Raw genomic sequence first — 26,919 nt, forward strand, 5'->3', positions numbered from 1 at the left:
TCACACGAACTGAGAAAGAATCGATCCCTCACGTCGGCGTTTGAGTGTCCCACGGACGATGGGAACGACCTGCGGGATGTCCTCCAACCGCGTGTAATCCACGAGTTCGAATCGTTCGTCGTCTCGAAATATCTCGTCAGTTTCGCGATTTAGGTGACAGCCCCCAGCGACAGTATGCCACGCTGGGGCAAGTACATCGTGGGCGACACCGACGGCGCCCTCTCCGCGGACATGTTCGAGAAACCGGAACTCGCCCCCCGGCTTCAATACTCGGGCAACTTCCGAGAGTGCAGCATCAAAGTCGGGAATTGTACAGAACACGAGTGACGCGATGATAACGTCAAACGAACCGTCTGCGAACGGGAGTGCTTCAGCACCGGCGCTTTCGATCTCGATGTCGAGCCCCAGATCACGTGCTCGTTCGACTGCTTGCCGGCGCATGTGTGGGTCTGGCTCGATCGCGAATAGAGTGAGATTGCCACCATCAGCAATGGCCTCACTGAAGTACGGAAACATCGCACCCGTCCCCGCTCCGAGGTCCAGAACCGCCCCGGAGATCTTATCCACAAGATAGCGGCGGTGGTCAGCGAGCACAGTTCGCTCTGCCGGCTTCATCACCGGGTCGTACAGTCGGGCAAATATCGGGTGTGATGGGCCAGTCATTGGTGTTCTCTTTTCAAAATCTCGGTATTCTTCCAGGTGGAACAGTCCACCCGCTTCCTCCGATTAGTTGTGGGGAATCACTGGTCACAGATTGCCTCCCTTCGATCGGTCGGTCTGGTCCTGCTGTGACGGTTCAAGGTGTCTTCGGCCGAGGAACCGCGGTACCGATCTCCGATACTCCTCGTAGGCGTCTCCGTACTGCTCGCGGAGCCACGGTTCTTCGGCGAGTGGGGCGAGTAGAAACCAGACGATGCCGACGAGAGCGAGGACAGCTGTCATCCACGATCCGGCGAGGACAGCGCCACCTCCGAGCATGCCGACGTATCCGACGTACTGCGGGTTGCGCGAATACCGGTACGGGCCCTCGGTGTTCAGGTGCCCCTCGAGACCGCTACTTTCCCAAAACCCGAGGCTCCACACGGCCCAAGTAGCCAACACGGCTCCAGCCAACACTAGTAGGAGACTGATCCCCTGGACGAGCGTCGGCGGTCGGTACCAGTTCCACCAGTCGAGAGAGGTCACGCCGAACAGACTCCCAAAGTAGAGTAACCAGGCCGCCCAACCGATCCAGAACGTCCAGTCGCGGTCGCCGTGCGGCCAGAAGCGCCACGTCGGGCTACGAATACTGATGAGGAGCCCAACGATGAGGGTAGCACCGGCTACCAGCCCCACGCCGAAAAGCAGTGTCTCTACTCCGGTCGTCGCGGTCACAGTCGATCACGCGCGTTCTGTTACAGCCATTGCTGGTTACTGCTCGGGAGACTCGGAGCGAATGACACTGGCAACGTTGTCGAGTTGCGCAGAAACGTGAGCACTCTCGCCGGCCAAGTGGATCACCACGTCATCCAGAGCGAGGATTCCGACAAGTGTACCGTCGTCAACCACCGGAATTCGTCTGGCGTGAGCCTGGTCCATGTGGTGGAGTACGCGCGGCAGTTCATCGTCGGCGTTCACGACGAGCGGGTCGGCGGTCATCACGTCTGCGGCGGTGATCTCTGTGAGGTCTCTCTCCGTCTCGAAGAGGTTTACGTCTCCCTCTCCGGCGAGTAACTCGACGGTGAGATCACGGTCTGTGACGATACCGACCGGTTCATCGCTCTCGACGATGACGACGCTCCCGACGGAGCGCTCGAACATGGTTTCCGCGAGTTCTCTGACGGGCGTGTCCGGACTTGCAGAGACCACGTCCTCTCTGGCCAACTTCTCTATCCGCATCGGGAGGTCGGAGCGTTTCGATCCCATGGCACAGCGTTCGACCGCTGGAACGAAAAATGGTAGCACACCGCGTACAGTGGCGCCGTATGTAGCCGATGGAGGAGATTCTGCGATCGCTAGTCTGCCGGCCGCGCCTGACCCGGCGGAGATACACCCGGGAGACCCGGGACCGAGAGGTCGGTCCGGCGGAGTAATTGTGCGTTGATCGCGACGATGACGGTACTCAGCGACATCAGGAGTGCACCGACGGCCGGTGAGAGGAGGATTCCGATTGGAGCGAGGACGCCCGCGGCCAGCGGGATGGCGAAGACGTTGTAGCCGGCGGCCCAGACGATGTTCTCCTGCATCTTCCGGTAACTCGCCTTGCTTAGTTTCACCAGACGGACGACGTCCATCGGGTTGTTCTGGACGAGAATGACGTCCGCGGACTGGACGGCGACGTCGGTGCCGCTCCCGATGGCGATACCCACGTCCGCCCGCGTCAGCGCCGGCGCGTCGTTGACGCCGTCGCCAACCATCGCGACGAGTTTTCCCTGGTCCTGGAGTTCCTGAACCTTCTCGTCCTTGGCCTCGGGCAGCACCTCGGCGAACACCGTGTCGATGCCCAACTCGTCGGCCACTGCGTCGGCCACGTCCTGGGAATCGCCAGTCAGCATCGCCACTTCGATGCCGAGTTCGTGGAGCGCGTCGACGACCCGGTAGCTCTCCTCGCGGATCACGTCCGCCATGGCAAAGGCGGCGATTAGTTCGCCCTCACGAACGAGGTACACGACCGTTTGTGCGTTCTCACCGGCCTCTTTGGCGAAGGTCTGGAGTGTAGACGGAACGTCACTGTCGAGGTGATTCAGGAGGTTCGGGCCGCCGACGTATATCTCGTCATCGTCTACCATCGCTCGGACGCCCCGCCCTTTCATCGCCTCGAAGTCATCAGCATCGGACGCGTCGATCCCCCGCTCGTAGGCCGCCTGCCGGATCGCCCGCGCAATCATGTGTTCCGAGTCGCTTTCGACGGCTGCTGCTAGGGCTAGGGCGTCGTCCTCGTCGACGCCGTCGATGGTCTCCATCCCGACCACGCCGTGTTCGCCTTCGGTGAGTGTCCCGGTCTTGTCGAAGATGATTGCGTCGAGGTTCCGGGCTTCCTCCATGGCAATCCGGTCTCGGACGAGCATACCGTTCCGGGCTGCAAGCGACGTGTTGATCGCGACGACGAGCGGGATAGCGAGCCCGAGTGCGTGTGGGCACGCTATGACCAGAACGGTCACGACACGCTCGATTACCGTCGCATCAAACGAGATCGCAACCGTCCACGCAATCGCGGTCACGACTGCCGCCGCAACGGCGACGTAGAACAGCCAGCCTGCCGCGCGGTCGGCCAGCACCTGGGTCTTGGACTTGCTCTCCTGGGCCTCCTCGACGAGGCGCATGATACCTGCGAGCGTCGTCTCGTCACCTGTTGCGTCGATTCGAACACGGAGACTCCCATCGCCGTTGACAGTGCCACCGATGACCTCGTCGCCAGGTTCTTTCGAGACGGGTCTGGACTCACCGGTGATCATCGACTCGTTCACGTCGGAGTCACCGTCCTCGACGACGCCGTCGGCCGGGACGCTCGCGCCCGGCCGCACGAGGACGAGATCGCCCTCCGATAGCTCGCTCACCGGCACCTCCTCGGTATCCCCACTTTCAGTGATCCGCTCTGCCGTATCGGGCATGAGCTTTGCCAGCTCGTCGAGTGCGCTCGACGCTCGGCGTACGGAGCGCATCTCGATCCAGTGGCCCAACAGCATGATGTCGATTAGCGTCACGAGCTCCCAGAAGAATGCCGACTGCGTGGGGAAGACGACGCTCGCGAGGCTGTAGACGAACGCGACCGTGATCGCCATCGAAATGAGCGTCATCATTCCGGGCGAGCGATCCTCTATTTCCGGACGAGCCATCCGGAGGAACGGCACGCCCCCGTAGGCGAAGACGATCACCGCGAAGACGGGATTTATCCACTCGCTGCCCGGGAACGCCGGCACCGTAAATCCAAGCCACCCCTGAAGGGTTTCGCTGTACAGGAGAACCGGGATCGAGAGAAGCGTCGAGACGAAAAAACGCCGACGGAACATCTGCTCGTGCCCCTCGTGCATTCCGCCGTGGCCGTCGTGACCGTCGTGACCGTCTCCGTGACCGTCCGCTCCGTGACCTATCTCGTGCTCGGTTCGTTCGTGGATCTCCTCTTCGGCTTTTTAGGCGTCTTCCCCTTCCTCCTCGAGTATTCCCTGTTCGACCCGGTCGACATCCCGGTCGTCGGCTATCTCATTCGGTTCGTCACTCGCGCCGGGGTCGGAGTGATCGTGATGGGTGTGGTCGCCGTCGTCTGAGTGTTCGTGGTCGTCCATAGCTCATCGGTGTTTCTGAGAGTACGCGCCGGATAGTGATGGATGTAGGGGACAGGGAGTCAGGTGTGACGTGTGACTACAGCGCTTCAGGCGTGTGCCGTGTATCCAGCGTCTTCGACGGCTTGAACGAGTGCTGTGGTGTCAGCGTCACCATCGACGCTCGCCTGTTCGGCCTCTCGATCGGCAGTCGCGTCGGTCACGCCGCTCACCTCTCGAAGCACTTCTTCGACTGTCTGCTCACAGTGGCCACAGGTCATTCCCTCGACGGTGATGGTCGTTGACATACACGAATACATACGCTCCCCTGTCTTATGCGGATTTTCCCTTTGAACTAGTGGGTCGTGGGCATCCCAAAACTTGGAAACTAAGCGTATCCCGCCGAGATGCTTTAGTCATTCGTCACCGTTTGTACCACTATGCGCGACCTCGACGAAACCGACCTCGAGATTCTCCAGCTATTGATGTCGAACGCTCGTCGCCCGTACAGTGACATCGCTGATGCCGTCGGTCTCTCGGCACCGGCAGTATCGGATCGGGTGGCGAGACTGCAGGAGATGGGAATCATCAACCGATTCACGCTTGACGTCGATCACTCACAACTCCGGAAGGGCATTCCGGTGTTGCTGACGCTGGACGTCTCCTCTGACGGTCCGGGAGTTGCGTCAACTAAAGATGTCCTGCTCAACGAGGGTGCGGTCGAACACGTATTTACCACCGCTGAAGCCGATCTGGTCGTCTTTGCGCGAGTGCCGGACCACGATGTTGCGAGCTGGCTGGACGACACGCTCGAAGACGGAACGATCGCAGATTTCGGAGTGACGCTCCTCGCAGGCGCTGATTGGTCGCCCGATCTGGGTGAGACGGAGTTCGCGCTCACCTGTGCCCAGTGTGGGAATACAGTCGATAGCGAGGGGACAGCGACCCGTATCGACGGGGAGTTGTACCAGTTCTGCTGTCCATCGTGTGAATCCCGATTCGAGGAGAAGTACGAGCAGCTTCAGCAGGGAGCCAATTGATTAGGGAAGTCTGCTAGGTTGCTTTGGATTCGAAATGTCACAGCCTCATTTTCCGAACACCTGAAAGGGCAAACCGATTGAACGAGGGGTCCGTATGAGTATGTAATGAGTCAGCGCCGAAGCCAAATTAACATCCAGGGGATGAGTTGCGCGAACTGCTCGCAAACCATCACCGACGCCGTCAAGTCTGTAGATGGCGTCTCGGACGCGAACATCAATTTCGCGACCGACGAGGGGAGCGTCGAGTACGATCCGGACGAAACGTCGCTCGGACAAATCTTCGATGCCATCGAGGACGCCGGCTACTCGCCGGTCACAGATTCGGTGAGCATCGGCATCACGGATATGTCGTGTGCGAACTGCTCGGAGACAGTCCAAGACGCGCTCGAGCGGACGCCGGGCGTCGTCACAGCGGACGTGAACTTCGCGACCGACGAGGCACAGGTCACGTACAATCCGGCCGAGGCGAGCCTCACGGACTTCTACGACGCCATCGAGGACGCTGGCTACTCACCCGTCCGCGAGGACGCTGAACCTGGAGACGGGTCAGGAGGTGACGTGCGAGAGGCCGCCCGGCAGGAGGAAGTCCGTCGGCAACTTCGTCTGACGCTGTTCGGCGCCGTATTGTCCCTGCCCCTGCTGGTGTTCATGGTCGACCACCTGCTGGCGCTCGGACTCGTCGGGGACGAACTCTTCGGCCTTCCGTCCGGATGGATCATGTTCGCGCTGGCGACGCCCGTCCAACTGGTGCTGGGCTGGCCGTTCTACAAGAACTCCTACAAGGCGCTCGTTACGAACGGCCGCGCCAACATGGACGTCCTGATCGCGTTGGGCTCGACCACCGCGTACGTCTACTCCGTGGCAGTTCTGCTCGCGGTAGTCGCCGGCGGACTGTACTTCGACACGGCCGCGTTCATCCTCGTGTTCATCACGCTCGGGAACTACCTCGAGGCCCGCTCGAAGGGGCAGGCCGGCGAAGCACTCCGGAAGCTCCTCGAAATGGAGGCCGAGACGGCCACCGTCGTCGACGAAGAGGGTAACGAGGAAGAAATCCCCCTCGAAGACGTCGAGGTCGGCGACCGGATGAAGGTCCGTCCGGGCGAACAGATCCCGACCGACGGCGTCGTCGTCGACGGCCAGTCGGCGGTCGACGAGTCGATGGTCACCGGCGAGTCCGTCCCCGTCGAGAAGAGCGAGGGCGATGAAGTGGTCGGCTCAACCATCAACGAGAACGGTGTCCTCGTCGTGGAAGCGACGAAGGTCGGAAAGGACACCGCCCTCCAACAGATCGTCCAGACGGTGAAGGAAGCGCAGTCGCGCCAGCCCGACATTCAGAACCTCGCCGACCGCATCTCGGCCTACTTCGTCCCCGCGGTCATCGCGAACGCCGTCCTCTGGGGGCTCGTCTGGTACCTCTTCCCCGAAGTCCTCGCTGGATTCGTCGAGTGGCTCCCGCTGTGGGGCCTCGTTGCAGGCGGCCCCGTCGCGGCCGGTGGCGTGTCGGTCTTCGAGTTCGCCGTCATCGTCTTCGCGTCGGCCGTGTTGATCGCCTGTCCCTGCGCACTGGGATTGGCGACCCCAGCCGCAACGATGGTTGGGACGACCATCGGCGCACAGAATGGGGTCCTGTTCAAGGGCGGTGACATCCTCGAGCGAGCGAAGGACGTCGACACGGTCGTCTTCGACAAGACAGGGACGCTCACGAAAGGCGAGATGGAGCTGACCGACGTCGTCGTCTTCGACAGCGATGGACAGCCCGTCACAGACGGCGGGGATCCCGCTACCGATGGGGGCCAGCTAACCGCACAGGAGCGCCTCAGCGAGGACGACGTGCTGCGGCTCGCGGCCACGGCCGAAAGTGGGAGCGAACACCCGCTCGCCCGTGCCATCGTCGACGGTGCCAAAGATCGCGGCATCGACGTGACCGATCCCGATAGCTTCGAGAACGTCCCCGGTCACGGCATCAAAGCGACCGTCGGTGACAGCGAGGTGCTGGTCGGCAATCGGAAACTCCTCCGTGACAACGGAATCGACCCCTCGCCCGCGCAGGAAACGATGGAGCGCCTCGAGAACGCGGGGAAGACAGCCATGCTCGTCGCCTACGAGGGCGAACTCGTCGGTGTGGTCGCTGACGCCGACACGATCAAAGAAAGTGCGACGGAGGCCGTGAGCCAACTGCAGGAGCGCGGCGTCGACGTGATGATGATCACGGGCGACAACGAGCGAACTGCCCGAGCAGTGGCCGAGCAGGTGGGCATCGACCCAGAGAACGTCCGCGCCGAGGTCCTCCCCGAGGACAAGTCCGACGCCGTCGGGAGCATTCAGGACGGAGGGCGGAAGGCGATGATGGTCGGCGACGGCGTCAACGACGCCCCCGCGCTCGCGGTCGCATACGTCGGGACCGCTATCGGGAGCGGGACGGACGTCGCCATCGAAGCGGCGGACGTGACGCTGATGCGCGACGATCCACTGGACGTGGTGAAGGCCATCCGCATCTCGGACGCGACACTCCAGAAGATCAAACAGAACCTCGTGTGGGCGCTGGGCTACAACACGGCGATGATCCCGCTCGCCTCGCTGGGCCTACTCCAGCCGGTGCTCGCGGCCGGCGCGATGGCGTTCTCCAGCGTGTCGGTGCTGTCGAATAGCCTGCTGTTCCGACGGTACACTCCGGATCACGATTACGAGTTGCTCGGCCGACTCCGCTAATCAACCAACTCAGAGCCATCATGTCCACCGCATCCCGTCAACTGGTTCGGACGTATCTCGTCAAGGCAGTCAGTGCCGAGCCTACTTCTCTCCGGGCTGGTGAACTCACCAGCAATCTCGACGGCTCACCCACGGCCGTCGCACAGCAGCTGGGTCGACTCCAAGAGGACATCATCGGCGTGTCCCTCGAACACTGGGGCCGGTCGAAGAACGCGACGCGGCATATCGAGGCGATTGACTCATGAATGCGGCCAACACGATAACGCGGCAGTACGGTGCAGCGATCGCGCTCACTTCCGGTCTGTACTCGCTGATCTCCGCGACGGGTGGCACCGGGATGATGGGGTCGAACAGCGGTCTCCTCATGACCGTTCTCGGCATCGTCGTTGTGATTCACGGCGTCGTCCTGCTGACGCCCTACGCCAGCCGCTTCGGAAACGCGAGTGGTCCGCTGATGATCGGCTACTCGCTGGTGATGTTGCTCAATCAGGCCCTCGTCGGTACGACTGGAAGCATGAACTGGGGGATGGGTGGAAGCATGGGTTCCGGTATGGGCAGCGGGATGGGAGCTGGCATGACTGCTGGGATGGGCTGGGATCTCGGCATGGTCGCGCTCGCCGTCCTGATGTTACTCAGTGGTGTCATAATGACGAGTCGACGCGATACCGAAGCCGGAATGTGAATATGGGGTCCGCGTTCGAATGAGGTGTGGTTCCTCGAATCGTTGCTAACTCGAGTCACACGCTATCAGCCGAGAAGATATCGTACCCTGGGATACCGTTCGATCTGTGGAACGCCGAGGGTGTCATAGAACAGTTCACAAGGTAGTTAATTTCAATTCGGTTAGGGGAGAATGGTCTGTTCAGTCAAGCCTGCTTACTGATCGACAAACGGTCTGTCGAAACTGATAGAAGGGGCAACGTATGACCTCTACCCGGAGAATGCCGTCTCATACTCTTTCAGCCGTTGAACGAGTGGTTCCACCTCTGAGAACTTCGGCCCCTTGGAGACGGTATTCGCATCCTTGTCCCACTTGATGTATCCGGAGTTGGCTAATTTGGGCAAGTGATTATGGTAGAGTCGTAATCGGCCTTTCTCGTGGTTTAGCTCTCGTTCGAGCGTGGCGATACTGGTCTCGGTGGTGCCCCCTAACAGCGCCATGAGAATGACGCGCCTTGTGCGATCTGTGAGTGCACCCATCATCGAGTCAATGGCTTCCGAAGAAACGCCGCGCCCCTCGATAATATCGATAGGCGTCTCCTGAATCGGCGCTTCGTCCCGGAAGCTCAATATGTACCCTACCCACTGGCCGTACATCTCCACAAGGGCTTTGTCTTTGTCGATGAGTGGTTCATCACGAGCGGCGGTGTCCGCAAAACAGAGCGTTCCATAAAGTTCGTCGGCAACCGAGACCGTCGTCCCGAGGTAACTCCCAAACTCGAATGCTTCATATGCGGGGTCATCTTCCCACCCTTCATCGAGGGCATCACTGACGGCTATTGTCCCTTCCGAGTCCGCGATGGTTTTCCGACAGTACGTTTTGGAGAGTGGGACGGTGGTACCTGGTTTTAGAATCTCGTGGGACCCATGTACGACTTCAAAACGTTCCGTCTTGTTTTCTAGATCGATGTGCGACAGAAACGCGTAATCCAAGTCGAATTCGGCGGTTTCGTCTTCGAATAGTTGTTCGAGTCTGGTTCTTGGTTCGATATTGGGGGCAAACAACGTTCGTCCTAGCCGCTGAAAATAGGATAACATCTCGTCCGCATCCGATGTACAGATGCTATGTGTCATTGAATGAGCCACGTAGCCGTGCGAGTGGCGTGCTCTTTCTGTTAGCTTGCGCAGAGGAATATGTGCCACGGTAACATATATCTGGTGTTGGGAGTCCTGAACTGACGCCCAGAGAACCCACTTAGCGAGTGCTCCTTCTGCTAAATCAACACCCTGTATCTATCGCAGGGGCTGTATTCCTTCTGTAGCTCTACAAAATAGCGCCCAAGCTTAACCAACGATGCGGGATAGAGGCGTATAGTCGTTGGATAACTCAAGACCAGTATAGGACCGCTCGGAGTGGCTCTACTATCCACTCGTGAACGTTTTTCTGCGTCCCCAGAACGCGAAGCGTTCTGGTGTACGAACGAGACGCCTTGCGCCTCGTCAACGCCGAAAATCGGCGAGGCGACCCATGGATCCACGAGAAACACCTAGTTACCGGATACACCGTTCGCTCAGCAATCTTAGCGATATCGACGCCGAGGAATTGGATTCCGCCGATCGGGAGCGATTCGACACAGGCTCACGCTCCTGGAGCAGGTTCGTCTCAGGATGCGTTTGTTATTCCCCTGAAAGGGGGATGGACAGAAAAACGCCCCCGAGTAAAACCTATGGCAACACTCCAAGCAGCGACGACGTCGACCGGTGCCATCGTGTCGGATCCACAGACAGTCCGCCATCTCAGCGAAGCACATTGCTTCGGGAGTTTCAGCGGCTGTGTTGAAGGCAGGGCGCGTATGCAACACGGTAAATGTCCCAACTGAACGCAAGGCAGATCGGCACCCCAAAGGGGGATTTGCACTAATTCCCACAATAAGGTGACCTTCGAATCAGCGCCAGTATTGACACTTAAGGACGCAAAGAGTGGGCTAAAGCTAGAGAAAGACGGTGTTCATTCGATTCTCCTCACAAGGTTAGGTTACACCGGTCGCTTTGAGCACACTTGTCATCGACAGTCCCTGGATGATCATGCTTGCGATGACGACTCCAAACACCGCCGACCTGAGCTGACTTCCGAAGGGAACGGATGGCCCGAGACTGAGTGCGAGAGCAATTGGTATCACGCCGTGCATCCCACCCCAAATTATAACATGCTGATAGCTTACGGGGACGGGGTCCTTAATCACCTGATTCAGGAGATTCACGATCCCGTAGATCACGCCAGCACGGACACCGATCAGAAGAAGAAGAGTCGTTAACACGACCGGAAGGGTCCTGAGCACCTGGATTGACGAGACCTCGATGCCGATGGCGACGAACAGCATCGTTTCGGACAGGAAGACGATTTTCTCCCAAATCTCCCCCAAAAACTCGAGATTCTCCTCACTTAGCGCAGACTGTCTGGAGAATGTTCCCAGGACGATGCCTGTGACTACCGTGGCGAGAATTCCACTTACGTGGAGCACGTGTTCCGCGAGGTAAAAGCCCCCGTAGACCCCGATGACCGAAATCATGAAGAGATTCGTCCTGTCGTTCACTACCCGTTGTGTCCGGTACGTGGCGTATCCAATTCCAACACCGACCAGAATGCCACCGAGACTCACAATGTGAAAATTAATCAGAAATGCCCCCAACCGGTCGAACGAGAAGAGCCCTGTTCCAGTAAGATCCGTGGGGCTAGCCTCACGTACGAGTGCTAACACCGCCGAGAACAAAACGATAGCAAGTCCATCATCGAGAAGGCTCTCCCCCTCGACAAGAACCGCCAATCGTGGTGGAGCTCCTGATTTCTCAAAGAGTGAGAGGACAGCAACGGGATCTATCGGATAGGCCATCGCTCCAAATAGTAGCATGATTAACAGCGGGATTCCGAAGAGCTTCGCGCCGATCCAGCCGATTGCTAAAATAGCGACGGGAAGCCCGACAAGAACGGTTATTACAATGATCAGCAAGTTGCGTCGAAACAGATCGTGATCGATCTCCGCAGCGCCATAGAACAAAATTGCGGGCAGAAATACGAAGAGGATCGTGTCATGCGTAAAGAGAGGGTCGAGGCTGAAGCCGAGATACGTCTGGAGAGGAAAAATCGTCAATGTGAATCCGACTGTGACAAGTAAAACGGTATATGGAAACGTGACTCGATTTGCCAGAAACCGGACACCGATAGCAATTACGAAGGAGACGAGTACTCCCAATACAACAGCGGTTGTCTCGACCATGAGTTGTTTGCTCTCTACTGTACCCCTGGCACCTCCGTCTGCTTGAATGATACGAGCAAGAGAGAAGAGTCGGTGCGCCATCCTACGTAGTAGCTGGTTTCCCTCATTCTCGGTACAGTTCCTCCTCTCGATCGTCACCGTCCTCAGGATTGCGTTCTTCTGGAGCGTCCGCGTGTGAGACGAACCGTTCTGCCTGAGATAGTACGCCAACGTCACTATTTCCAACTGGAAGTGTCGTACGAACGTTGATTCACCTGGCCGTCGTGCTAGAAGTATGGCCGAGTTTCCAGACGACCGACAGCTCGTACTCGGGGCGCGTTCCCAGTTGGACCAGTGGACGAGAAATGCCCGAATGGAGGCGTACGCTGATCTGTTCGAAGGCGACGATCTGATCCTCTCCCCTGAAGAGATGCAACTCCTCGACGCGCTCGACTCCGAACTGGAGCGCCAGGGCGGCGATGGGGTCTGGGGGACCGATCAGTACGGCATTCACACGGCGGGGACCTCGAGTTCGGATACCTCACTCGGGGTGGTCTGTGTGTATCACCCGCAAATCACCAGAGATTCCGTCCTCCGTGGCGGCGACGAACTCGACGACGAGACTGAAGAGCGACTCAACGCGGCACTCTGGCAATACAGCGGGCGCGTCGCCACACTCATCGAAGCGAAACTCGACGAGTTCGTTCGCCAAACCCAGCGATAAATCCGATCGGATCCACTGTTTGGTGATCGTACGCAGCTATCATACTCCAGCGAGCGAATTCCGCCGCTGACGGCGCGACGGAGATCACACGCTGGCGACGGCGTCGTTCATGTACGCGAACGCTATCTCCTTCGCTGTTTCCAGATCGGCGGCGGTTCCAAGGTCACCGTCCCGACCCGAGTGATGCACGCTGTATTCCCAGACGTTCCCTCCGTCGATGACCTCGTGGATGTATACTGCGCTTCTGGTGTGTTTCTGACGATAGAGAACCGTGGTATAATCCCGACCTATGAATTCGTCGTGTGTTGTCTGCTCGGTTTCTAACACCCAGCCCTCTGGGATATCCTCTTCAGAATTCATAATTATTTATCGCAATCTATAGGGAAAACGGTTCCGATGCATTGTATCGCCACGGGTCGAACTCCCGGTTCAGAACGAACGGTTCCTGTTACTCAGTCACTCACCGTACGTTCGCCCGTATAGGCGTCGAACCAATCGGTCACGGTCTGTTTGAGCGCTCCGGTCGTACTCCCGAGGTTCAGCATCTGGTAGCCGTTCGCTGCCTTCTCGTTGACATCGTCCATCCCGAATCCGAGGCCGCCGACGGGAACACCTGCGTCGACGGCGTTTGAACGAATGGTCTCGACGGCTTCTTGCACATCCGGATGGTCGATTTCGCCGGGACAGCCGAGCGATACGGAGAGGTCGAGCGGGCCGATAAAGACGAATCCCAGTTCCGGGACATCCAGGATTGCGTCCAGATTTTCGACGGACGCCTCGGTTTCAATGGTCACGCCGACGATCGTCTCCCGGTCCTCGGTGGCGATGTAGTCGTCGGCGAGCCCCCAGCGACTGGCCCGGGGCGACCCAAGTCCTCGATCACCAGGTCCGTCGTCGTAGCGGAATCGAGCGGATTTGACTGCCTCACGGACCTCTGTCGCCGTCTCCACGCGTGGCAGAAAGACGTTCCTGGCTCCGAGGTCCAGTGCCTTCCGGACCAGCGTTGGGTCCGTGTCGGGGAGTCGGACGAGCAATTCGAGGTCCGTCCGTTCAGCTGCGCATAGGAGGTCCTCCATCAGATTCGCATCCCACGGGTCCGGTCCACCATGTTCGAGATCGATCCAGACAAAATCCACGTCGAGTTCACCGTAGAACTCCACGAGTGTGGGACTGTACGTGTTGTCGAGCAGGCCGAGCGCAACGCCCCCGCTCTCCAACGTGGCTGCGAGGTCGTTCGTCGATGCTGGATGGTCCATCGTTGTATTTTCGGGCGCGGACGGGAAACATCTACTGCACAGGTAATGGAGGCTACGTTCACCGTTCGTGACAAGCTCGACACCGAGGGACATCGAACGTCCCTGGCGAATAAGATCGAGCAGGAGAACGGCTCTCACCGACTGACGAAGTGACGGATCGTCGTTCATCTCGAAAGGTGAAGGGTATTGAGTAGGTTCGACAACGCTGTCACTCCCTCCACCGTGTATTCGAGGAGTCCACACCGCCGAGCGTCCACATAGTTATCCGAATCGGACGCCTATTCCAAAGGATGTCAGACGACAACCGGGACCGAGACGAGAACCCAGACGGCGAACAGCGACAACAGCCAGAGCGGAAGCGAGAGGATGTACGCGACCGCGCTCACGAAGACCAAGCGATGAGCGGTGACCCTGGTGGACGGCTTGGTGACCTCAATGAAGTACTCGAAGCCCAGGACTATCCAATCACGACGGATGAATTGGTCGAGGCCTATGGCGACTACGAGATAGAAACCCAAGGCGGGACGGAATCCCTCGAAGAAGTGTTAGGCCCCACCGGAACTCATACATAATTGATTCTGTGACGGACGGATTGTACACCCTCGAACTGGCGACGCCGGCACTCCTTCAGCAGCTCCCGGTAGAGCTGCCGGTCTCGATCGATGTATTCGTCGTGCTCGCTGTCGTCGCCATCGCGCTCGTCCTGTTCGTCCTCCAGCCAGTCTCGATCGATACGACCGCCATCGCGCTGATGGTCGTGCTAATCCTCCTTGGTCCGTGGACGGGTGTCTCCCCAGAAGAGGGCGTGTCAGGCTTCTCGAACCCCGCGACGCTCACTGTGCTGGCGATGTTCATCCTCAGCGAGGGAGTGCGACAGACCGGAGTCATCCAGATCCTCACCCAGAAGATGGAGTCGTTCGCGGGAGACAGCGAGTCACGACAGCTCCTCGCGACGGTCGGACTGGCCGGCCCGTCGGCGGGCTTCGTCAACAACACGCCCATCGTCGCCGTACTCATCCCCGCCGTCACGAACCTCGCTCGGAAGACCGGGACCTCGCCGTCGAAGCTGCTGATTCCGCTGTCGTTCGCGTCGATGATGGGCGGGACTCTTACTGTCATCGGGACGTCGACAAACCTTCTTGCGAGCGATATCTGGGCGCAGATCGGTCCGACCGGCGAGCCGTTCTCGCTGTTTGAGTTCACACAACTGGGGGCCGTCGTACTGGCTGTCGGCATCGTCTATCTACTGACCGTTGGGCGATACCTCACACCCGCCCGGATCACCGCCGAAGGATCCCCCACAGACCAGTTCGGGATGGCCGACTACCTGACCGACGTCGTCGTGCACGAGGACTCCGAGCTCGTCGGGTCGCAGGTCCGAGAGCTGCGGCGCGGCGACCTCGACCTGGATGTGTTCGAGATCGTACGCAACGGCCGCAGCATCGTCCGCGGCCTCCCGAGCGAGCGGATCCACGCTGGCGACGTCCTTTCCGTGAGAGCGAGCCAGGAGACGCTCGAACAGGTCATCGGCGACGACCACCTCGATTTCCTGCCGGAACTCCTCGACACCGCAGAGGACGGGCACGAACCGCTCCCCGACGGGGTCGTGCCCGAACACCACGCGTGGAGCCGACCGTCAGCGACACCCGACCCGAACACGAACAACGACGAGAGCACGGAAAAACCAGAGGAAGCCGGGGATGAAATTTCGCTCACGGAGATCGTGTTGCTCCCCGGGACGTGGTTGAACAGACGGAACGGCGTTGTCGGATTCGAACGCGACTACGACGCGACAGTGCTTGCGGTTCGCCGGGGGAATGAAGTGATTCGCCAGCGCCTCCGGGACGTGCGCCTGCAGGGTGGTGACGTGTTGCTCGTCCAGACGAGCGAGGACGTTCTCGACCGACTCCGGGCGGACAACAATATCGTCGTCTCCAGTGACAGACGCTGGGAGGACTTCGACCGGACACAGATCCCCATCGCACTAGGCATCGTTGCCGGCGTCGTCGGACTGGCCGCACTCGAGTATCTCCCGATCATGGTCAGCGCGCTCGCCGGCGTCGTCGCGATGCTCTTTTCGGGCATTCTCCGACCCGTAGACGCCTACGAGGCCGTCAACTGGGATGTCATCTTCCTGCTCGCGGGCGTCATCCCTCTCGGCATCGCGTTCGAGGCGTCCGGAACGGCTAACCTAATCGCGACGGGCATCGTGGCCGGGAGCGCCGTCCTCACACCGATTGCGATGCTCGCGACGTTCTACCTTGGCACCGCGATCATTACGGAGATGGTGAGCAACAACGCGAGCGTCGTGTTGATGCTGCCAATCGCTGTCGAGGTCGCGGGGCAACTCGGCGTCAACGCCTTCGCGTTCGCCCTCGCGGTGACGTTCGCCGCCAGCACGCCGCTACTCAGCCCGGTCGGCTATCAGACAAATCTCATGGTCTATGGGCCAGGCGGGTACAAGTTCACCGACTTCGCGCGCGTCGGTGCGCCGCTCCAGCTCATCCTGACCGTCGTCACGACGGCCGGCATCGCGTTCTTCTGGGGGCTATGATGAGACAGAATCACGACTGCGACGTGCGCAGAGGCGGCGCGACAGCAGCCGCCCCCTACAAGGCCCCCACACGCCAATACCGGTGTATGGTCGAGTTGATCTCTATCGGTGGGTTGTTCCTCGCGTTCTTCCTCGTGGTCATGAATGGGGTGTTCGTCGCCGCCGAATTCGCGTTCGTAAAAATCGGCCAACTCGGGTGAACGCACTCGTCGACCGCGGGAAACCCGGTGCAGGACTGGTACAGGATGCCATCGATAACCTCGAGGGCTATCTCGCTGTCAGCCAGCTCGGGATTGCGCTCTCTTGGCTCTGTTGAATCCCTCAGAGGTTGATAGGAACGAGTTGCTGAATACAGAGGACGGAGGATGAGTTTCCCAGAAGAGTCCGTTCGATTCGGCATGGACGAGCGAAGCAGGCGAAAGATACGTTGCATGCCTATTTGGTTGTGTCCGCTTTCCGATCGCCACGAGCTCCGAGCCAGAGTGTCACCGTCCCAGTTATCACAACCATGCCTGCATTGAGGACGAGTAAGAGGAGGCCGCCACTGGCCTTGGCAGGCGCTCGTGACAGTAATGTTATTCCCCCGGCAGCTGCGGCCGGGACGAGTGCGAGGGCAGCGACGACGCCGACGAGCGTGTCTTGCCGTTCTTTGTCGGTCGTTACCCCCGCCGCGATACCCGCCGCGGCAGCAGCAACGACGCTGAACCAGCCGGCCGTAATGCGCTCCTCGAGAAGTGGTTTATCGATGAGATTCTCTGCAGGTGGGAGAACTCCGGTCATGTTCAGTGTCACCGTCGTCACGATAGCCCCCGCAGTCGCAGCCAACAGACCGACGACCGCGACCAAGGCCCCAAATCCAGCTCGATTCAGCCGGTTGGCAGCAAGGCCAGCGGAAACGAGTTCCAACGGCGTCAATGCCGGGGCAATGACCATCGCCCCGATGAGGATCGGAATCGAATTGGTGAGCAGAGCCACACCAGCAAGCACACCGGACATCGTCATCAAAATAAGATACGGCGTATCGAGGGCGACCTGTTCGTACTTGTTCTCGCACTTTTCGGTAAGTGAGACTCTAGGAGACATCTCGAAGAAATACGGGCGTGCCGGGTGAAACAATTGCGACGATGCGAGAGTGTCTACTAATGGAACTCCGTCCGTACTATTCCACTCTTAGGCGCCCCATCTACCCTCTGTACCGGTCACGCTGCTTTTGACAGAGAAACGGTAGTCGAGAGCGCTTGTGCAAGATGGAGGGCGCGAATCTTGTAATCCAGATCGTGCTGAAATCATCAGTAACGATACCCGCTTCGGTTTCAGTCCCCCTTCAGTTCAGCCATACACTCGGCGCAAACTTTCATACCACCCTCCCCGGCAAAGTCTTCTTCGCCGTGATCGATTGAGTCGATTAGTTCTTTCGAGATAACATCTGGCGAGATGCTTTGGAGATCGTCCACATCACGGCCGCATCGAGCACATTTGGCCATGTAATGGAGTAACAGGGTCACGGGTTATTATTATTAGCCACGAATCATACCGTCAACGCTGTAGCCTATCGTTACCGATCTGCTGAATTCATCCTCTAAGTCGGCTACGCCTGTTCTGACAATAGCCTGGGACTTCGTTCAACGTCTGCTACAGAGAAAGCGCAAATCTTGCATGGGAGTCCGTTGGCAAGCTAGACAAGTCACCGTGACTGTTCGTCACGGGACTGGGAGCGGTACTCGGGACGATGTGTTCGCAGAGCCTGTCGGGGAGGAGCGACCCGTCGATTATCACTTCACCCGGATTCCCTTCTCGTGGAATCGCTACGGGCCTTTATTGTCGTGCCCGCTCTACTATCGGTATGACGCTCGACGTATCCATCCCGGAGCCACCCGATCTCTCGAACCGGGGGCGACCGAGCGGTTTCGACTGGGAAGAATCGGAGACCCTCGGATCCGAGGACTTCTACCGCGAGGATCTCGAGAACCTCCTCCAGGAAGGCGCGTGGCGTGAGGCGTTCGAGGAGTGGGCGGAGTACACGGATCTCGACGAGGAGGAGGTCCGAGTCGTCGACGACCTCGACCTGTTCCAGGCCTTCGACTTCTACCGTGATCCAACGGACGACCACCTCCGCTTCGACGCCCCGACGGTGCCTGAGGACTGGCACGAGCGCGACTTGACCGAATCGCTCGATTCGAGTTCGGTCTCGGCCATCAACGGCGAATTACATGACCTCGGCCGGGCCGTCCACGAGACACTCCAGAACTACCTCCAGCGGACCCGCGGCGCCTCCGACCGGAACGAGGAACCCTTTGGCGAGCGTGAAGAGTAGAGCGAGGTAACGGAGGAACGCGGGCGGTAGTAGGGTGGGCGTTGGTGGGGCGGAGGGTGGAGTGGCGGACGGTGGTGAGCCGAGCGGTGGATTGGCGGGCGTTGGTGGGGTCAAGAAGCTCCAGAAGGTGGTCCGGGATGAAATCCTAACCGTAGCTAAATCCACCGAATACCGCGCGCGAACTACATGGGTCGTGCTCCCGAGCTATTGGCGACTCAGGAGGCCCTCTCGATCCAAGAGGTCTACACCCAGCAGTGGGAACCGAAGACCAGCAACAGCGCCAGGGCCGCCGGGATCGCGTCCGTCGGCGACTGAATCGTTTTCCTGGTCTTGGGGAGTGGCTTCGAGATCTGGGTCAGTCGGGAGGGGAAGTTCGACCCACATCTCCGATAGGCAGCCCTACTGTTATCCGCCTGAATCCCCTACCGTGGTATATGGCAGATGATAAACAGGGCCGAGATGAACAAGCGGATGATCAAAAACGTCGCCAGCGAGAGCGGATGCAAGAGGAGGCACGTACCCGCGCCGATGAAGAAGAGCCGATGCGCGTCGACTCTGGTGAGGGGCTTGGTGATCTTGATGAAGCGCTCAAATCGCACGACTATCCAGCCACGACAAATGAGTTGGTTGAGGCCTATGGCGAGTATGAACTTGAAACTCAGGGCGGCAAGAAATCCCTGGAGGACGTGCTCGCTTCAACTGATGACGAAATGTATGACTCAGCCGAGGACGTTCACAGACGGCTACTGGAACTCATAGGCCGATAGCACAACGGTCCAACACACTCATCTCGCAAATTGGACCGGCCGTACTGAGATAAACTCCGTCTGTGGGTACCTCTTTGCTGAGTCCACTCTCTATTCAGCAGGCGGATCTTGCCAGATACTGATGAATAGCGCCAAACCCGCTATGGACCTGGCTGTCCCGAAAGGATCTGCTGGTCGTCGTCACAACGGGGGATGTACTCCTCGCCACCGAACCACCGGATGAACACGTCACGGCGAGAGCGGAGACGCTCGGCGGTCGTTTCGCCGATGTTCTCGCGGTCGGTGAGTGTGGTCGCGTACTTTTTGTTGCAAATACGATTTCTTTATTCAGTCCGCGGCGTGATTTTTCGTGCCGATTCCTCCGTCTCGCATGAGCTATCTCACCCGGTGATCTTCGTCTTTTCTTCTGATTTCAGACACTGGTCCGACCGGGGTTCAACGGGCTACACTCGCAGCTCACCGAAGCCGTACTTCGAGTGACTGCCGACCCGGAGGATACCGCTCTTCGCGGTCTCCACCTGCCGGTCGACCTCGTAGGTGACCACTTGCCCGTGGTCCACAGTCTGGAGCTTGTGTTCGGTGAACACCTGGCTGCGCTCTCGCGGGAACGTGAGGCGCTGAACGTACAGGTGATGGACTGCGGCAGCGATGACGCTCCCTATCGCGAAGAGTTCGGCCGTACGGTTGGTCAGGTTCAGCCCGACGTCCCATGCCTCGGCACTGAACACGAGGATCAGTGTCGGCGTCACGGCGGCCGTCGAGAGGCGCGGGAGTGAGAACGGGAGCAGGGGGCGCGACTCTGCAGCAGCGTCGCGGCGACGATACCCGGATTCCGCACGAGGCTCACCGCGTGAAACGCTAGCCGTCGAAGCCGCCCTCGCGAGACGTCCGCTTGGGGAATGCGGGTCGCGATCCCTCTGAGGTGATCCGTGATGTCCGCATCGAACGGCGGGACGCTCCGTCGGGAGGGGTCAAACGAGAACGGAGCCATGACGCCGCCATCATCGTGGTCCGCACGAAACACGTGTCCCAGGAGGTGAACGAGGAGGGTCGCAGCGTTCCAGCGGACGGCCGGTGAATCGAGCGCTCTGACCGTCTCCCGGTCGTGGGTCCGAAGGAGTCGTCGTATGGAGACGACAACGACGCGGGCGAGCGGGGAAGCGAGTCCCTCGACGGATCGCTCCTCCCGCGTGGTGAGGGGCACGTCGGTCACGACGACGACCAGGTCGTACGGGCGTTTCGCCATGTGAAGCGCGGCTTCATCGAGGAACTCCGACGGCCGTCGGGAAGCACGGTCGGTGAGCGGGTCCGGATCGACACAATGGATCCGCCAAGCTGCGTCCGTGGCTGCCGCCAGCTCTTCGATACCGTCCCGGCCCATCCGCTCGGCGAACGACCGGAGCGGCTCGACATCCCCACCAGGCGAGTGCGCAACGAGAATCCCCACGTCGATCGGTGCCCCGGCCTCATCGTCACTCCGATCGTCCACAGTCGGCTGGTCGGGCTGATCCGCCTCATTGAACTCAGGTACCGCACCGCCTGAGGAGTTCCGGTCGACGTCGGAGGACTCGAGATTCATCGCCTGAGCATCGTCCATTACGAGACGATCTCAGAGATACGCATCGTCCCACTCGTCAGCCAGGTGAGCGTTGCCACAGTTCCCGCACTCGAGCCTGCCTTGTCCGTCGGCGGAGACGTCAGTACTGCCGCACTGTGAACAGAAGTACCCGTACGCGTCCTCCTCGTCCTCCAGACGGGACACCGCGAAGAATGGGGCCTCCCTGCCGGGAAAGCTCTCATCGCGATTGACGGACCGGGCAACTCCATCGACGGTGACGGATTCGGGGATCGGGACGGCGGGTTCGTTCGGCGTCTCTGTCTGTTGCCCCTCCGTGAACATGGTGACATCGTACTCCTCCCCGCCGAGCATTATCTGGTCGTGGTCGCTCTCTTTGAGGCCGAACCCTTTGAGGAAGTCGCCGCCTTCGACGGCTTCGTCGAGGATACACGCCGCAATCGGCTTCTTGACAAACTCTTCGCGAACGCGATCAAGCAGCGCCGTGGCGATGCCCTTGCCCCGTGCCTCTGGATCCACGTGGAGCCACCGGATCGTCGCTCGTGTTCCGACTTCGACGGTGATGAACCCGTAAACAGTCTCCGTGCCGTCGATCGTCTCGTCGACGACGAGCACGGTCGTGTCCGTATCTTCGAGTAGGTCGTTCAGTGACGTGTCGTCGAACTCCTCTTCGAGTATTGTCTCGATCTGCTGTGGGCTGAGCGAGTACGACGATTGCAGCGAGTCGCGTGCGATCGCTCTGATCCGTTCCCGGTCGTCCGATTCCGCAGGACGAATTTCCATGTGGTGAGTTAGCGTCGAACGGGGATAAGTCATGGCCCGGTCCAATTTTGACAGTGTTCGGATTGGGGAATCCGTCGGCGACCTCGTGCCCGGTCTGACTGTCGGACCCCCGTCCTGTCTGGCAGTACATTTCAGTACAAACCAGTACAGTCCAGTACGGCCGTCCGAGCGAACCCCACTCTGAACAGTGCCGTCCAGTTCGCCGGGCAGGCGAGTGCCATCATCGAACCGGGCCCGTGCTTCTTTCGACCACTTCCCGCCCGAGCCCGCGCTGGTCACGAGCGCGTGGCCGTCGACCGACCGAGCCAGGGGTGGCGAGATGCTGCTGCCGGTGCGGTGTCGAACGTACGGGAGCCGAACGCCCCCTTAGTTCGTTAGCTGAGCATGAGCGGTCCCATCGAGAGCGTCTGTTTCGCGAGCGTCGCGAGCCGCAGGATGTAGGATGTGAACAGGAGAAATGGCAGTGCTGAGATGGCAAACGCGGCGCTAACAACCCAGAGAACGCTCTCGATGCCGAGGAACGTGCCGGAGAACGTCGTCGCATCGACGAAGACGACCATCCCCCCAGCGACGGTGAGTGCAATCACTGCGGCATACAGGATGGCCCGTGAGAGTTTCACCAGCGCCCACTGGATATAGAGGTCCTTAATGTACTCGCGGACTGGCCCGTACATCGTAAGCGCCTCGAGCAAACTTCTGAATGCGCTTCGTTCCTCGTCGGTGAGGGCGTCTTCGTACTCCATCCCGAGCCGGCGAACGTCGTGCATCTTCCGATCGTAGTTATAATCAAGCGCGGGCGATACGACGTCGAAGGTGCCGAAATCCGCGCCTTCGAGGTGGTTACGTGCGTGGTCGGCGTTCTCCACCAGGTCGTCGACGTACTCGTCCACCTTCTTGTAGAGCTCCTTGTTTTCAGTCTCGGAGAGTGTGTCTCGCAGTGTCTTTGCTCGCTGTTCGCTCGTTTCGATGAGCGCGTGGAGGTAGGCCACAGGGTCGGCGGGCGTCGTCATCCCGAGGAGGGTGTCGGTGTTCTGGCGGAAATCCATCGTCGTGTCCATCCGACTACGCTGACTCCCGAGCGAGCCGATTTCCTGGGAGAGGACGAGCTGATTGATCGTGACGACGAGCGTCGTTCCCGTGATGATCGCGCCGACGAGCCCGGCGAACACCGTCTCGACCATGTCGCTCGACTGCATGGTCGAATGCAATGACACCGGTTTCATCACGCCCCAGAGCATGAACACGAGGAAGATCAGGATGGCGAGCCCGCCGGCGACGGCCCACCGATTGGCCCCGAGCAGCAACCAGAACCAGTACTTGTTGACGTCCGTCCGCTCCCGTAGCGTGTTGTCCGTCGAGAGCTCACTCATGAGAGACTGGGCGTTTGAACAGCAGAAGTTTCGTGCCGCCACCGTCGTAGCTAATCGTCTCTGCGAGTTCCCAGCCCTCTGCACCGAGGCGGTTGAGTTCGGCTGTTGGATCGACTGTCTCTCGCTTGGTCAATCCCTTTGGCGGATCAAGTGTCTTATATTCCCATTGCTGGTGCATTTCGGTACCCATGAGATGTTATCGGCTCTCACGGTGATGACTCTGCTGACAGGCTGTTTCCCGTCGTGTACTGATCGAGAACGGAGCGGTGTGTCCGTATATCGTCGGCTATCACAATCATGATCGAGATTATTCCTGGGTCGCCAGTGTCGGGTTCACAATCTCAAACCAACCAATTCTCCTATTCACATCGTACATCCTGCGGCTCGCGACGCTCGCGAAACAGACTCTCCGATGGGGCCGCTCATTTTCAACTGAGTCGACTCTGGTATTCGAGACTCGGGACGTGAACAATAGATCAAAATCACAGACGAGCACCACGCGGAGCTGTAACGCCTCAGCGTTGTGATCCGCGGAGGAGCAGCGGCTCGATGGCGAGTGTCCGTTTCGCTATGGTGAGGATGCGAAGGACGTACGAGACGAACAACATGAATGGAACAAGCGTCACCGCAAACGCACCGCCTACGACGAGGATGATGTGATCGAGACCGAGTGTGCTTCCCGGGAAGGTCCCCGCATCGACGATTCCGACCATGATACCCGCAACGGCCACTGCCGGGACTGCAGCATAGAGAATCATCTGAGACAAGTCGATGAGTGCCCATTGGAAGTACAGCGTCTTGATATGTTCGCGTGCCGGACCAAACAGAGACAGCGCTGTTTTCAGATCGTCAAGCAAACCGTGTTCTTCCTCAGTGAGGCTCTCTTCGTATTCGTTCGCGAGACGTTCAACTTGAAAAATCTTCCAGCTATAATTGAAGTTCAGTGCGGCGAATACCACATCGAACGAGCCGAACTGCGCACCCTCAAGTTGATCACGTACCGTGTCAGCGTTCCCAGTGACGCTTTCAGCGAATTCATCGACCTCTTCTCGGAGGTTCTCGTCAGCATTCTTGCCAATTGACTCTCGAAGAGCCGTAGTCCGTTGTGCCGTGATTCCGATGATCTGCCGGAGGAATTCGGATGGATCCACAGGACTCGGAGACCCGATCAATTCTTCAGTAAAGTCCCGGAAATCCATCGAACTGGACATACGCTCGCGCTGATCGCCGAGCGGGCCGTTCTCTTGGGTGAGGACGAGCTGACCGATCGTGACGACGAGTGTCGTCCCAGTCACTATGACCGTGATCATCGTCGAGAACATCGTCTCGATCATGTCGCCGGACTCGAGTTGCCGTGAAAACGGTGGATGGAGGACAGCGACGGCGATAACGAATGCAACGAACACGGCACTGGTCAAGACACTGGATACGAGAAGGCGGTTCGCGCGAAGCAGCACCCAGAGTTTTATCCGACTCTCTCCCGCACGCTCACGCATCGTGTTGGCCGTACTGATGTCGGTCTCGTCAGTCATACTGGCTCACTCGATCGGGTAGGTCGCTTGAAAACGAGGTACTTGGTGCCGCCTCCCTCGTAGTCGATCGTCTCCACAAACTCCCAGCCCTCTGCACCGAGTTGATTCAACTCTGCTTTCGGATCCTCTGCTTCTTTTTGGGTCTCATCGCGCGGTGGGCGAAGCGTCTCGTACTCCCATTGGGTCGCTTCTGATTCGGCCATCACTCCTAGTAGGTACTGCAGCCCTCTATACCCCGCTCCACCACCGAGATGGAGGGACTATTTCGGCCTTGTCGAAACCCTCAATTGATGATCGGTTTAAGCGGTCGTGGTGAATACAGAGAACGTAGTCAGCATGGGACGATTCCGCTCAGTATACGGTGGCGGGATGTCGCTCATTTTAGTTGCGTTTCGCCGGGTCTGCAATACATTCGAGGTGTTGGAAACCCAACGGTCACCAAATGCAGTCCATCGTTGAGACTCTCGAACCCAATGTTCCCTACCGCGTGAGAACGCGGCTTGGTCCCTTGATTACCCGACTTGGGCGAACTCTCGGACAGCCCGAGTACCGCCTTCGTGATACCGAATATGTCGGCACCGTCCAGCAGCCGCTGGACGAGTTCACAGAGACACTCCAGAAACACGGGTTCGAGTGGGACCCGCTGGCGTGGTATCACCAGCCGTCAGTTGGGTCGGAGCCAAATGGTAGCTGGGCGTATCGACGTGCCCTGCTGGCCGACAGACAGATCCACGTCATCCTCATCGCCCACTCGCCGGAGTATATCGACGTTTTCGCCCACGAGGAGTACAATTGGCTGCGACACCCGATCAAACACCTCCGGCAGATCGGCATCAAGCGGAAAGCCGGTCGTACCAAAATGCGGCACTGGATCGAGAGTCACGGCATAGAAGTCGATGTCAACTCACGTCGCCGGCGGCGGGTCACAGACGCGGTAAAAGACCTCCGCAAGTACCTCGGGTCCATCATCCAGTAGCGTGGATTCAATCCATCTCTTCGAATAGGATTGGCGAGCTGTGCCGCACTCGGTGTTTTCCGGAATTACCCCTTGGTGACTTGCGGTTCGTAGTCGCCTGTTTGTCGATGAGAGATGTGCTCCCCTCTATTCAGCACGCCAACCGATACCTGTCTTGGATGTGGGGATTCAACATGGCCACTTGCCACTACTCCCCGCCCCGGACAACGTGGCCGTACTTCAATAGGGCAACGAACACAACCCCGCCGACTGCGTTTCCCATCGTGGCTAACGCGAGGAACGATACGTAGTCACTCACTGATATTTGGGGCGAGAGAAAGACGCCGAATAGCACCTCAACGTTGCCCGCAATTGAATGAGGGAGGTGGAGGATACCGATTACACCCGTGACGATCCAGATGATAATGAGACGGCTTGTCGTCTCTTGAGCAGCGGTAACCAGCCACGCTAGCAGTCCCATCAGCCACCCCGCAAGCACGCCAGCGGCGAATAGCCATGTGAAATCGTGGGTAACGAGTGAGAGAGCGATAGTCTCGAAGGCCTCCGGCGAGGCGACACCTAGATCGGGCAGCAGCGTAACGATGAGTGCCACGAACGCCGCACCACCGACGATATTACTGACGTAGACCAACCCCCAGAGACGGCCTAGCTCCGCGAGTGACGCTTGTCCGGCGAGCACCGGCATCACGGCCACGGTCGTATGTTCGGTGAACAGCTCTAACCGTCCTAAGATGACAAACATGAATCCGACGGAGTAGACACTCGCGAGTAGCAACTCCGTCCCGAGATCCCCGTACCCATTCGATGAAAGAGTGAGTATCACCGCCATCAATAATGGTCCAAACCCAATATCGAGACCGGCTGAGAATCCAGACAGTAACAATCCGTTCGTCTCGCGGTTGATTTCGTGGTACCCGCTTTCGATCAACGAATCAAGGACCTCTGTAACTCGCGTTGGATCAACCGTGTCCTTGCTTTCCGGTCCTGATTCCTTCACGCACTTCCTCCATATCCGTCGCTCCAAAAAAATATAGTGACCAACGCAGATCAGACTCATCTTCGTGACCAGGTCGAGAGAGTTCTACCCTGACCAAGGCAAATGAAGGGGATCCAGTGACAGAAACGCGCTCTAAATGCAGCACGCATCTTCTGACAGCGACTGGGCG

General features: G+C 59.1%; 31 protein-coding genes and 2 pseudogenes. 15 read left to right on the plus strand and 18 right to left on the minus strand.

Features of this window, described 5'->3' with window-relative positions; all coding sequences use genetic code 11:
* The 4 genes from ACSC1W_RS04870 to ACSC1W_RS04885 all read right to left on the minus strand — a co-directional run bounded on the left by ACSC1W_RS04870 (window position 1) and on the right by ACSC1W_RS04885 (window position 4,094).
* Window positions 1-615 (minus strand): class I SAM-dependent methyltransferase, encoded by a 615-nt coding sequence (locus ACSC1W_RS04870; protein WP_435345740.1) that lies wholly within the window; start codon window positions 613-615, stop codon window positions 1-3.
* 132 nt (window positions 616-747) lie between these two features.
* Window positions 748-1,374, minus strand: a complete 627-nt coding sequence (locus tag ACSC1W_RS04875) for a methyltransferase family protein (protein ID WP_435345741.1) — start codon at window positions 1,372-1,374, stop codon at window positions 748-750.
* Window positions 1,375-1,410: 36 nt separating this feature from the next.
* Entirely contained in the window at window positions 1,411-1,905 is a 495-nt protein-coding gene (locus ACSC1W_RS04880) for a CBS domain-containing protein (RefSeq protein WP_435345742.1), read from the minus strand.
* Window positions 1,906-1,994: 89 nt separating this feature from the next.
* A complete protein-coding gene (locus tag ACSC1W_RS04885; RefSeq protein WP_435346010.1) occupies window positions 1,995-4,094 on the minus strand; it encodes a copper-translocating P-type ATPase in 2,100 nt (699 codons plus the stop codon).
* Here ACSC1W_RS04885 and ACSC1W_RS04890 point away from each other — a divergent pair.
* Window positions 4,035-4,244: a hypothetical protein gene (locus ACSC1W_RS04890; RefSeq protein WP_435345743.1), complete on the plus strand. Its 210-nt coding sequence runs from the start codon at window positions 4,035-4,037 to the stop codon at window positions 4,242-4,244. The two genes, ACSC1W_RS04885 and ACSC1W_RS04890, sit on opposite strands and share 60 nt — an antisense overlap.
* Before the next feature lie 104 nt (window positions 4,245-4,348).
* Here the strand turns inward: ACSC1W_RS04890 and ACSC1W_RS04895 are convergent, their stop codons facing one another.
* Window positions 4,349-4,546 (minus strand): heavy-metal-associated domain-containing protein, encoded by a 198-nt coding sequence (locus tag ACSC1W_RS04895; RefSeq protein WP_435345744.1) that lies wholly within the window; start codon window positions 4,544-4,546, stop codon window positions 4,349-4,351.
* Between the two features lie 132 nt (window positions 4,547-4,678).
* Between ACSC1W_RS04895 and ACSC1W_RS04900 the strand changes: the two genes are divergently transcribed.
* The 4 genes from ACSC1W_RS04900 to ACSC1W_RS04910 all read left to right on the plus strand — a co-directional run bounded on the left by ACSC1W_RS04900 (window position 4,679) and on the right by ACSC1W_RS04910 (window position 8,669).
* A complete protein-coding gene (locus ACSC1W_RS04900) occupies window positions 4,679-5,278 on the plus strand; it encodes an AsnC family transcriptional regulator (RefSeq protein WP_435345745.1) in 600 nt (199 codons plus the stop codon).
* Between the two features lie 105 nt (window positions 5,279-5,383).
* Window positions 5,384-7,987 carry a heavy metal translocating P-type ATPase gene (locus ACSC1W_RS04905; protein WP_435345746.1) on the plus strand — a complete coding sequence of 868 codons (2,604 nt, stop codon included), beginning with the start codon at window positions 5,384-5,386 and terminating at the stop codon, window positions 7,985-7,987.
* Between the two features lie 20 nt (window positions 7,988-8,007).
* A complete protein-coding gene (locus tag ACSC1W_RS20910) occupies window positions 8,008-8,232 on the plus strand; it encodes a DUF7123 family protein (RefSeq protein ID WP_492764715.1) in 225 nt (74 codons plus the stop codon).
* The gene (locus ACSC1W_RS04910) at window positions 8,229-8,669 is read left to right on the plus strand and encodes a hypothetical protein (protein ID WP_435345747.1); all 441 of its coding nucleotides are present in this window, start codon (window positions 8,229-8,231) and stop codon (window positions 8,667-8,669) included. The genes ACSC1W_RS20910 and ACSC1W_RS04910 overlap by 4 nt, the downstream gene beginning before the upstream one ends.
* A 248-nt stretch (window positions 8,670-8,917) precedes the next feature.
* Here ACSC1W_RS04910 and ACSC1W_RS04915 read toward each other — a convergent pair whose 3' ends face one another.
* A complete protein-coding gene (locus tag ACSC1W_RS04915; RefSeq protein WP_435345748.1) occupies window positions 8,918-9,781 on the minus strand; it encodes a GAF domain-containing protein in 864 nt (287 codons plus the stop codon).
* A gap of 394 nt (window positions 9,782-10,175) precedes the next feature.
* Here ACSC1W_RS04915 and ACSC1W_RS20915 point away from each other — a divergent pair.
* A pseudogene (locus tag ACSC1W_RS20915) lies at window positions 10,176-10,232 on the plus strand (DUF8012 family protein); the annotation flags it as partial.
* A gap of 445 nt (window positions 10,233-10,677) precedes the next feature.
* Here the strand turns inward: ACSC1W_RS20915 and ACSC1W_RS04920 are convergent.
* Entirely contained in the window at window positions 10,678-12,138 is a 1,461-nt protein-coding gene (locus ACSC1W_RS04920) for a cation:proton antiporter (protein ID WP_435345749.1), read from the minus strand.
* Between the two features lie 58 nt (window positions 12,139-12,196).
* On the opposite strand from ACSC1W_RS04920, the gene ACSC1W_RS04925 reads away from it, so the two are divergent.
* On the plus strand, window positions 12,197-12,625 hold the full coding sequence (locus ACSC1W_RS04925; protein WP_435345750.1) for a DUF7539 family protein: 429 nt from the start codon (window positions 12,197-12,199) through the stop codon (window positions 12,623-12,625).
* Window positions 12,626-12,709: 84 nt separating this feature from the next.
* Here ACSC1W_RS04925 and ACSC1W_RS04930 read toward each other — a convergent pair whose 3' ends face one another.
* Entirely contained in the window at window positions 12,710-12,985 is a 276-nt protein-coding gene (locus ACSC1W_RS04930; RefSeq protein ID WP_435345751.1) for a hypothetical protein, read from the minus strand.
* A 92-nt stretch (window positions 12,986-13,077) separates the two neighbouring features.
* Window positions 13,078-13,881: an HpcH/HpaI aldolase family protein gene (locus ACSC1W_RS04935; RefSeq protein ID WP_435345752.1), complete on the minus strand. Its 804-nt coding sequence runs from the start codon at window positions 13,879-13,881 to the stop codon at window positions 13,078-13,080.
* A gap of 290 nt (window positions 13,882-14,171) precedes the next feature.
* On the opposite strand from ACSC1W_RS04935, the gene ACSC1W_RS04940 reads away from it, so the two are divergent.
* From ACSC1W_RS04940 to ACSC1W_RS04950, 3 genes and pseudogenes are all read left to right on the plus strand, one after another.
* Window positions 14,172-14,453: a DUF5789 family protein gene (locus tag ACSC1W_RS04940; RefSeq protein WP_435345753.1), complete on the plus strand. Its 282-nt coding sequence runs from the start codon at window positions 14,172-14,174 to the stop codon at window positions 14,451-14,453.
* An 8-nt stretch (window positions 14,454-14,461) separates the two neighbouring features.
* Window positions 14,462-16,435 carry an SLC13 family permease gene (locus ACSC1W_RS04945; protein ID WP_435345754.1) on the plus strand — a complete coding sequence of 658 codons (1,974 nt, stop codon included), beginning with the start codon at window positions 14,462-14,464 and terminating at the stop codon, window positions 16,433-16,435.
* Between the two features lie 86 nt (window positions 16,436-16,521).
* Window positions 16,522-16,745: pseudogene (locus tag ACSC1W_RS04950) on the plus strand (CNNM domain-containing protein); the annotation flags it as partial.
* A gap of 125 nt (window positions 16,746-16,870) precedes the next feature.
* Here the strand turns inward: ACSC1W_RS04950 and ACSC1W_RS04955 are convergent.
* Entirely contained in the window at window positions 16,871-17,518 is a 648-nt protein-coding gene (locus ACSC1W_RS04955) for a DUF389 domain-containing protein (RefSeq protein WP_435345755.1), read from the minus strand.
* Between the two features lie 760 nt (window positions 17,519-18,278).
* Here ACSC1W_RS04955 and ACSC1W_RS04960 point away from each other — a divergent pair.
* The 3 genes from ACSC1W_RS04960 to ACSC1W_RS04970 all read left to right on the plus strand — a co-directional run bounded on the left by ACSC1W_RS04960 (window position 18,279) and on the right by ACSC1W_RS04970 (window position 19,516).
* Window positions 18,279-18,749 carry a DUF7992 family protein gene (locus ACSC1W_RS04960; RefSeq protein ID WP_435345756.1) on the plus strand — a complete coding sequence of 157 codons (471 nt, stop codon included), beginning with the start codon at window positions 18,279-18,281 and terminating at the stop codon, window positions 18,747-18,749.
* Between the two features lie 186 nt (window positions 18,750-18,935).
* Window positions 18,936-19,064, plus strand: a complete 129-nt coding sequence (locus tag ACSC1W_RS04965; protein WP_435345757.1) for a hypothetical protein — start codon at window positions 18,936-18,938, stop codon at window positions 19,062-19,064.
* A gap of 119 nt (window positions 19,065-19,183) precedes the next feature.
* Window positions 19,184-19,516, plus strand: a complete 333-nt coding sequence (locus tag ACSC1W_RS04970; protein ID WP_435345758.1) for a DUF5789 family protein — start codon at window positions 19,184-19,186, stop codon at window positions 19,514-19,516.
* Between the two features lie 443 nt (window positions 19,517-19,959).
* Here ACSC1W_RS04970 and ACSC1W_RS04975 read toward each other — a convergent pair whose 3' ends face one another.
* From ACSC1W_RS04975 to sp36 (ACSC1W_RS04995), 5 genes are all read right to left on the minus strand, one after another.
* Window positions 19,960-20,265 (minus strand): hypothetical protein, encoded by a 306-nt coding sequence (locus tag ACSC1W_RS04975; protein ID WP_435346016.1) that lies wholly within the window; start codon window positions 20,263-20,265, stop codon window positions 19,960-19,962.
* Window positions 20,262-21,113, minus strand: a complete 852-nt coding sequence (locus ACSC1W_RS04980; RefSeq protein ID WP_435345759.1) for a hypothetical protein — start codon at window positions 21,111-21,113, stop codon at window positions 20,262-20,264. The genes ACSC1W_RS04975 and ACSC1W_RS04980 overlap by 4 nt, the downstream gene beginning before the upstream one ends.
* Before the next feature lie 12 nt (window positions 21,114-21,125).
* A complete protein-coding gene (locus tag ACSC1W_RS04985; protein WP_435345760.1) occupies window positions 21,126-21,875 on the minus strand; it encodes a GNAT family N-acetyltransferase in 750 nt (249 codons plus the stop codon).
* Window positions 21,876-22,249: 374 nt separating this feature from the next.
* On the minus strand, window positions 22,250-23,245 hold the full coding sequence (locus ACSC1W_RS04990; RefSeq protein WP_435345761.1) for a DUF7972 family membrane protein: 996 nt from the start codon (window positions 23,243-23,245) through the stop codon (window positions 22,250-22,252).
* Window positions 23,238-23,423 carry a Sp36 family protein gene (gene sp36, locus ACSC1W_RS04995; protein WP_435346011.1) on the minus strand — a complete coding sequence of 62 codons (186 nt, stop codon included), beginning with the start codon at window positions 23,421-23,423 and terminating at the stop codon, window positions 23,238-23,240. The genes ACSC1W_RS04990 and sp36 (ACSC1W_RS04995) overlap by 8 nt, the downstream gene beginning before the upstream one ends.
* A gap of 88 nt (window positions 23,424-23,511) precedes the next feature.
* On the opposite strand from sp36 (ACSC1W_RS04995), the gene ACSC1W_RS20920 reads away from it, so the two are divergent.
* Window positions 23,512-23,772 carry a DUF7972 family membrane protein gene (locus ACSC1W_RS20920; protein WP_492764716.1) on the plus strand — a complete coding sequence of 87 codons (261 nt, stop codon included), beginning with the start codon at window positions 23,512-23,514 and terminating at the stop codon, window positions 23,770-23,772.
* Here the strand turns inward: ACSC1W_RS20920 and ACSC1W_RS05000 are convergent.
* Both ACSC1W_RS05000 and sp36 (ACSC1W_RS05005) read right to left on the minus strand, forming a co-directional pair.
* A complete protein-coding gene (locus ACSC1W_RS05000) occupies window positions 23,761-24,777 on the minus strand; it encodes a DUF7972 family membrane protein (protein ID WP_435345762.1) in 1,017 nt (338 codons plus the stop codon). The two genes, ACSC1W_RS20920 and ACSC1W_RS05000, sit on opposite strands and share 12 nt — an antisense overlap.
* A complete protein-coding gene (sp36, locus tag ACSC1W_RS05005; protein WP_435345763.1) occupies window positions 24,774-24,980 on the minus strand; it encodes a Sp36 family protein in 207 nt (68 codons plus the stop codon). Before sp36 (ACSC1W_RS05005) ends, ACSC1W_RS05000 begins: the two co-directional genes overlap by 4 nt.
* Before the next feature lie 239 nt (window positions 24,981-25,219).
* Between sp36 (ACSC1W_RS05005) and ACSC1W_RS05010 the strand changes: the two genes are divergently transcribed.
* On the plus strand, window positions 25,220-25,753 hold the full coding sequence (locus tag ACSC1W_RS05010) for a hypothetical protein (protein WP_435345764.1): 534 nt from the start codon (window positions 25,220-25,222) through the stop codon (window positions 25,751-25,753).
* Window positions 25,754-25,940: 187 nt separating this feature from the next.
* Here ACSC1W_RS05010 and ACSC1W_RS05015 read toward each other — a convergent pair whose 3' ends face one another.
* On the minus strand, window positions 25,941-26,750 hold the full coding sequence (locus ACSC1W_RS05015; protein ID WP_435345765.1) for a formate/nitrite transporter family protein: 810 nt from the start codon (window positions 26,748-26,750) through the stop codon (window positions 25,941-25,943).
* Between the last annotated feature and the right edge of the window lie 169 nt (window positions 26,751-26,919).

It is taken from the genome of Haloarchaeobius marinus (assembly GCF_051207415.1).
GTDB lineage: Archaea > Halobacteriota > Halobacteria > Halobacteriales > Natrialbaceae > Haloarchaeobius.

Coding starts and splice junctions, on each gene's coding strand:
- ACSC1W_RS04870 (WP_435345740.1), bottom strand. CDS start 615: ATGAAGCCGGCAGAGCGAACTGTGCTCGCTGACCACCGCCGCTATCTT.
- ACSC1W_RS04880 (WP_435345742.1), bottom strand. CDS start 1,905: ATGGGATCGAAACGCTCCGACCTCCCGATGCGGATAGAGAAGTTGGCC.
- ACSC1W_RS04895 (WP_435345744.1), bottom strand. CDS start 4,546: ATGTCAACGACCATCACCGTCGAGGGAATGACCTGTGGCCACTGTGAG.
- ACSC1W_RS04900 (WP_435345745.1), top strand. CDS start 4,679: ATGCGCGACCTCGACGAAACCGACCTCGAGATTCTCCAGCTATTGATG.
- ACSC1W_RS04905 (WP_435345746.1), top strand. CDS start 5,384: ATGAGTCAGCGCCGAAGCCAAATTAACATCCAGGGGATGAGTTGCGCG.
- ACSC1W_RS20910 (WP_492764715.1), top strand. CDS start 8,008: ATGTCCACCGCATCCCGTCAACTGGTTCGGACGTATCTCGTCAAGGCA.
- ACSC1W_RS04910 (WP_435345747.1), top strand. CDS start 8,229: ATGAATGCGGCCAACACGATAACGCGGCAGTACGGTGCAGCGATCGCG.
- ACSC1W_RS04915 (WP_435345748.1), bottom strand. CDS start 9,781: ATGACACATAGCATCTGTACATCGGATGCGGACGAGATGTTATCCTAT.
- ACSC1W_RS04925 (WP_435345750.1), top strand. CDS start 12,197: ATGGCCGAGTTTCCAGACGACCGACAGCTCGTACTCGGGGCGCGTTCC.
- ACSC1W_RS04930 (WP_435345751.1), bottom strand. CDS start 12,985: ATGAATTCTGAAGAGGATATCCCAGAGGGCTGGGTGTTAGAAACCGAG.
- ACSC1W_RS04935 (WP_435345752.1), bottom strand. CDS start 13,881: ATGGACCATCCAGCATCGACGAACGACCTCGCAGCCACGTTGGAGAGC.
- ACSC1W_RS04940 (WP_435345753.1), top strand. CDS start 14,172: ATGTCAGACGACAACCGGGACCGAGACGAGAACCCAGACGGCGAACAG.
- ACSC1W_RS04955 (WP_435345755.1), bottom strand. CDS start 17,518: ATGTCTCCTAGAGTCTCACTTACCGAAAAGTGCGAGAACAAGTACGAA.
- ACSC1W_RS04960 (WP_435345756.1), top strand. CDS start 18,279: ATGACGCTCGACGTATCCATCCCGGAGCCACCCGATCTCTCGAACCGG.
- ACSC1W_RS04965 (WP_435345757.1), top strand. CDS start 18,936: ATGGGTCGTGCTCCCGAGCTATTGGCGACTCAGGAGGCCCTCTCGATC.
- ACSC1W_RS04970 (WP_435345758.1), top strand. CDS start 19,184: ATGGCAGATGATAAACAGGGCCGAGATGAACAAGCGGATGATCAAAAA.
- ACSC1W_RS04980 (WP_435345759.1), bottom strand. CDS start 21,113: ATGGACGATGCTCAGGCGATGAATCTCGAGTCCTCCGACGTCGACCGG.
- ACSC1W_RS04985 (WP_435345760.1), bottom strand. CDS start 21,875: ATGGAAATTCGTCCTGCGGAATCGGACGACCGGGAACGGATCAGAGCG.
- ACSC1W_RS04990 (WP_435345761.1), bottom strand. CDS start 23,245: ATGAGTGAGCTCTCGACGGACAACACGCTACGGGAGCGGACGGACGTC.
- sp36 (WP_435346011.1), bottom strand. CDS start 23,423: ATGCACCAGCAATGGGAATATAAGACACTTGATCCGCCAAAGGGATTG.
- ACSC1W_RS05000 (WP_435345762.1), bottom strand. CDS start 24,777: ATGACTGACGAGACCGACATCAGTACGGCCAACACGATGCGTGAGCGT.
- sp36 (WP_435345763.1), bottom strand. CDS start 24,980: ATGGCCGAATCAGAAGCGACCCAATGGGAGTACGAGACGCTTCGCCCA.
- ACSC1W_RS05010 (WP_435345764.1), top strand. CDS start 25,220: ATGCAGTCCATCGTTGAGACTCTCGAACCCAATGTTCCCTACCGCGTG.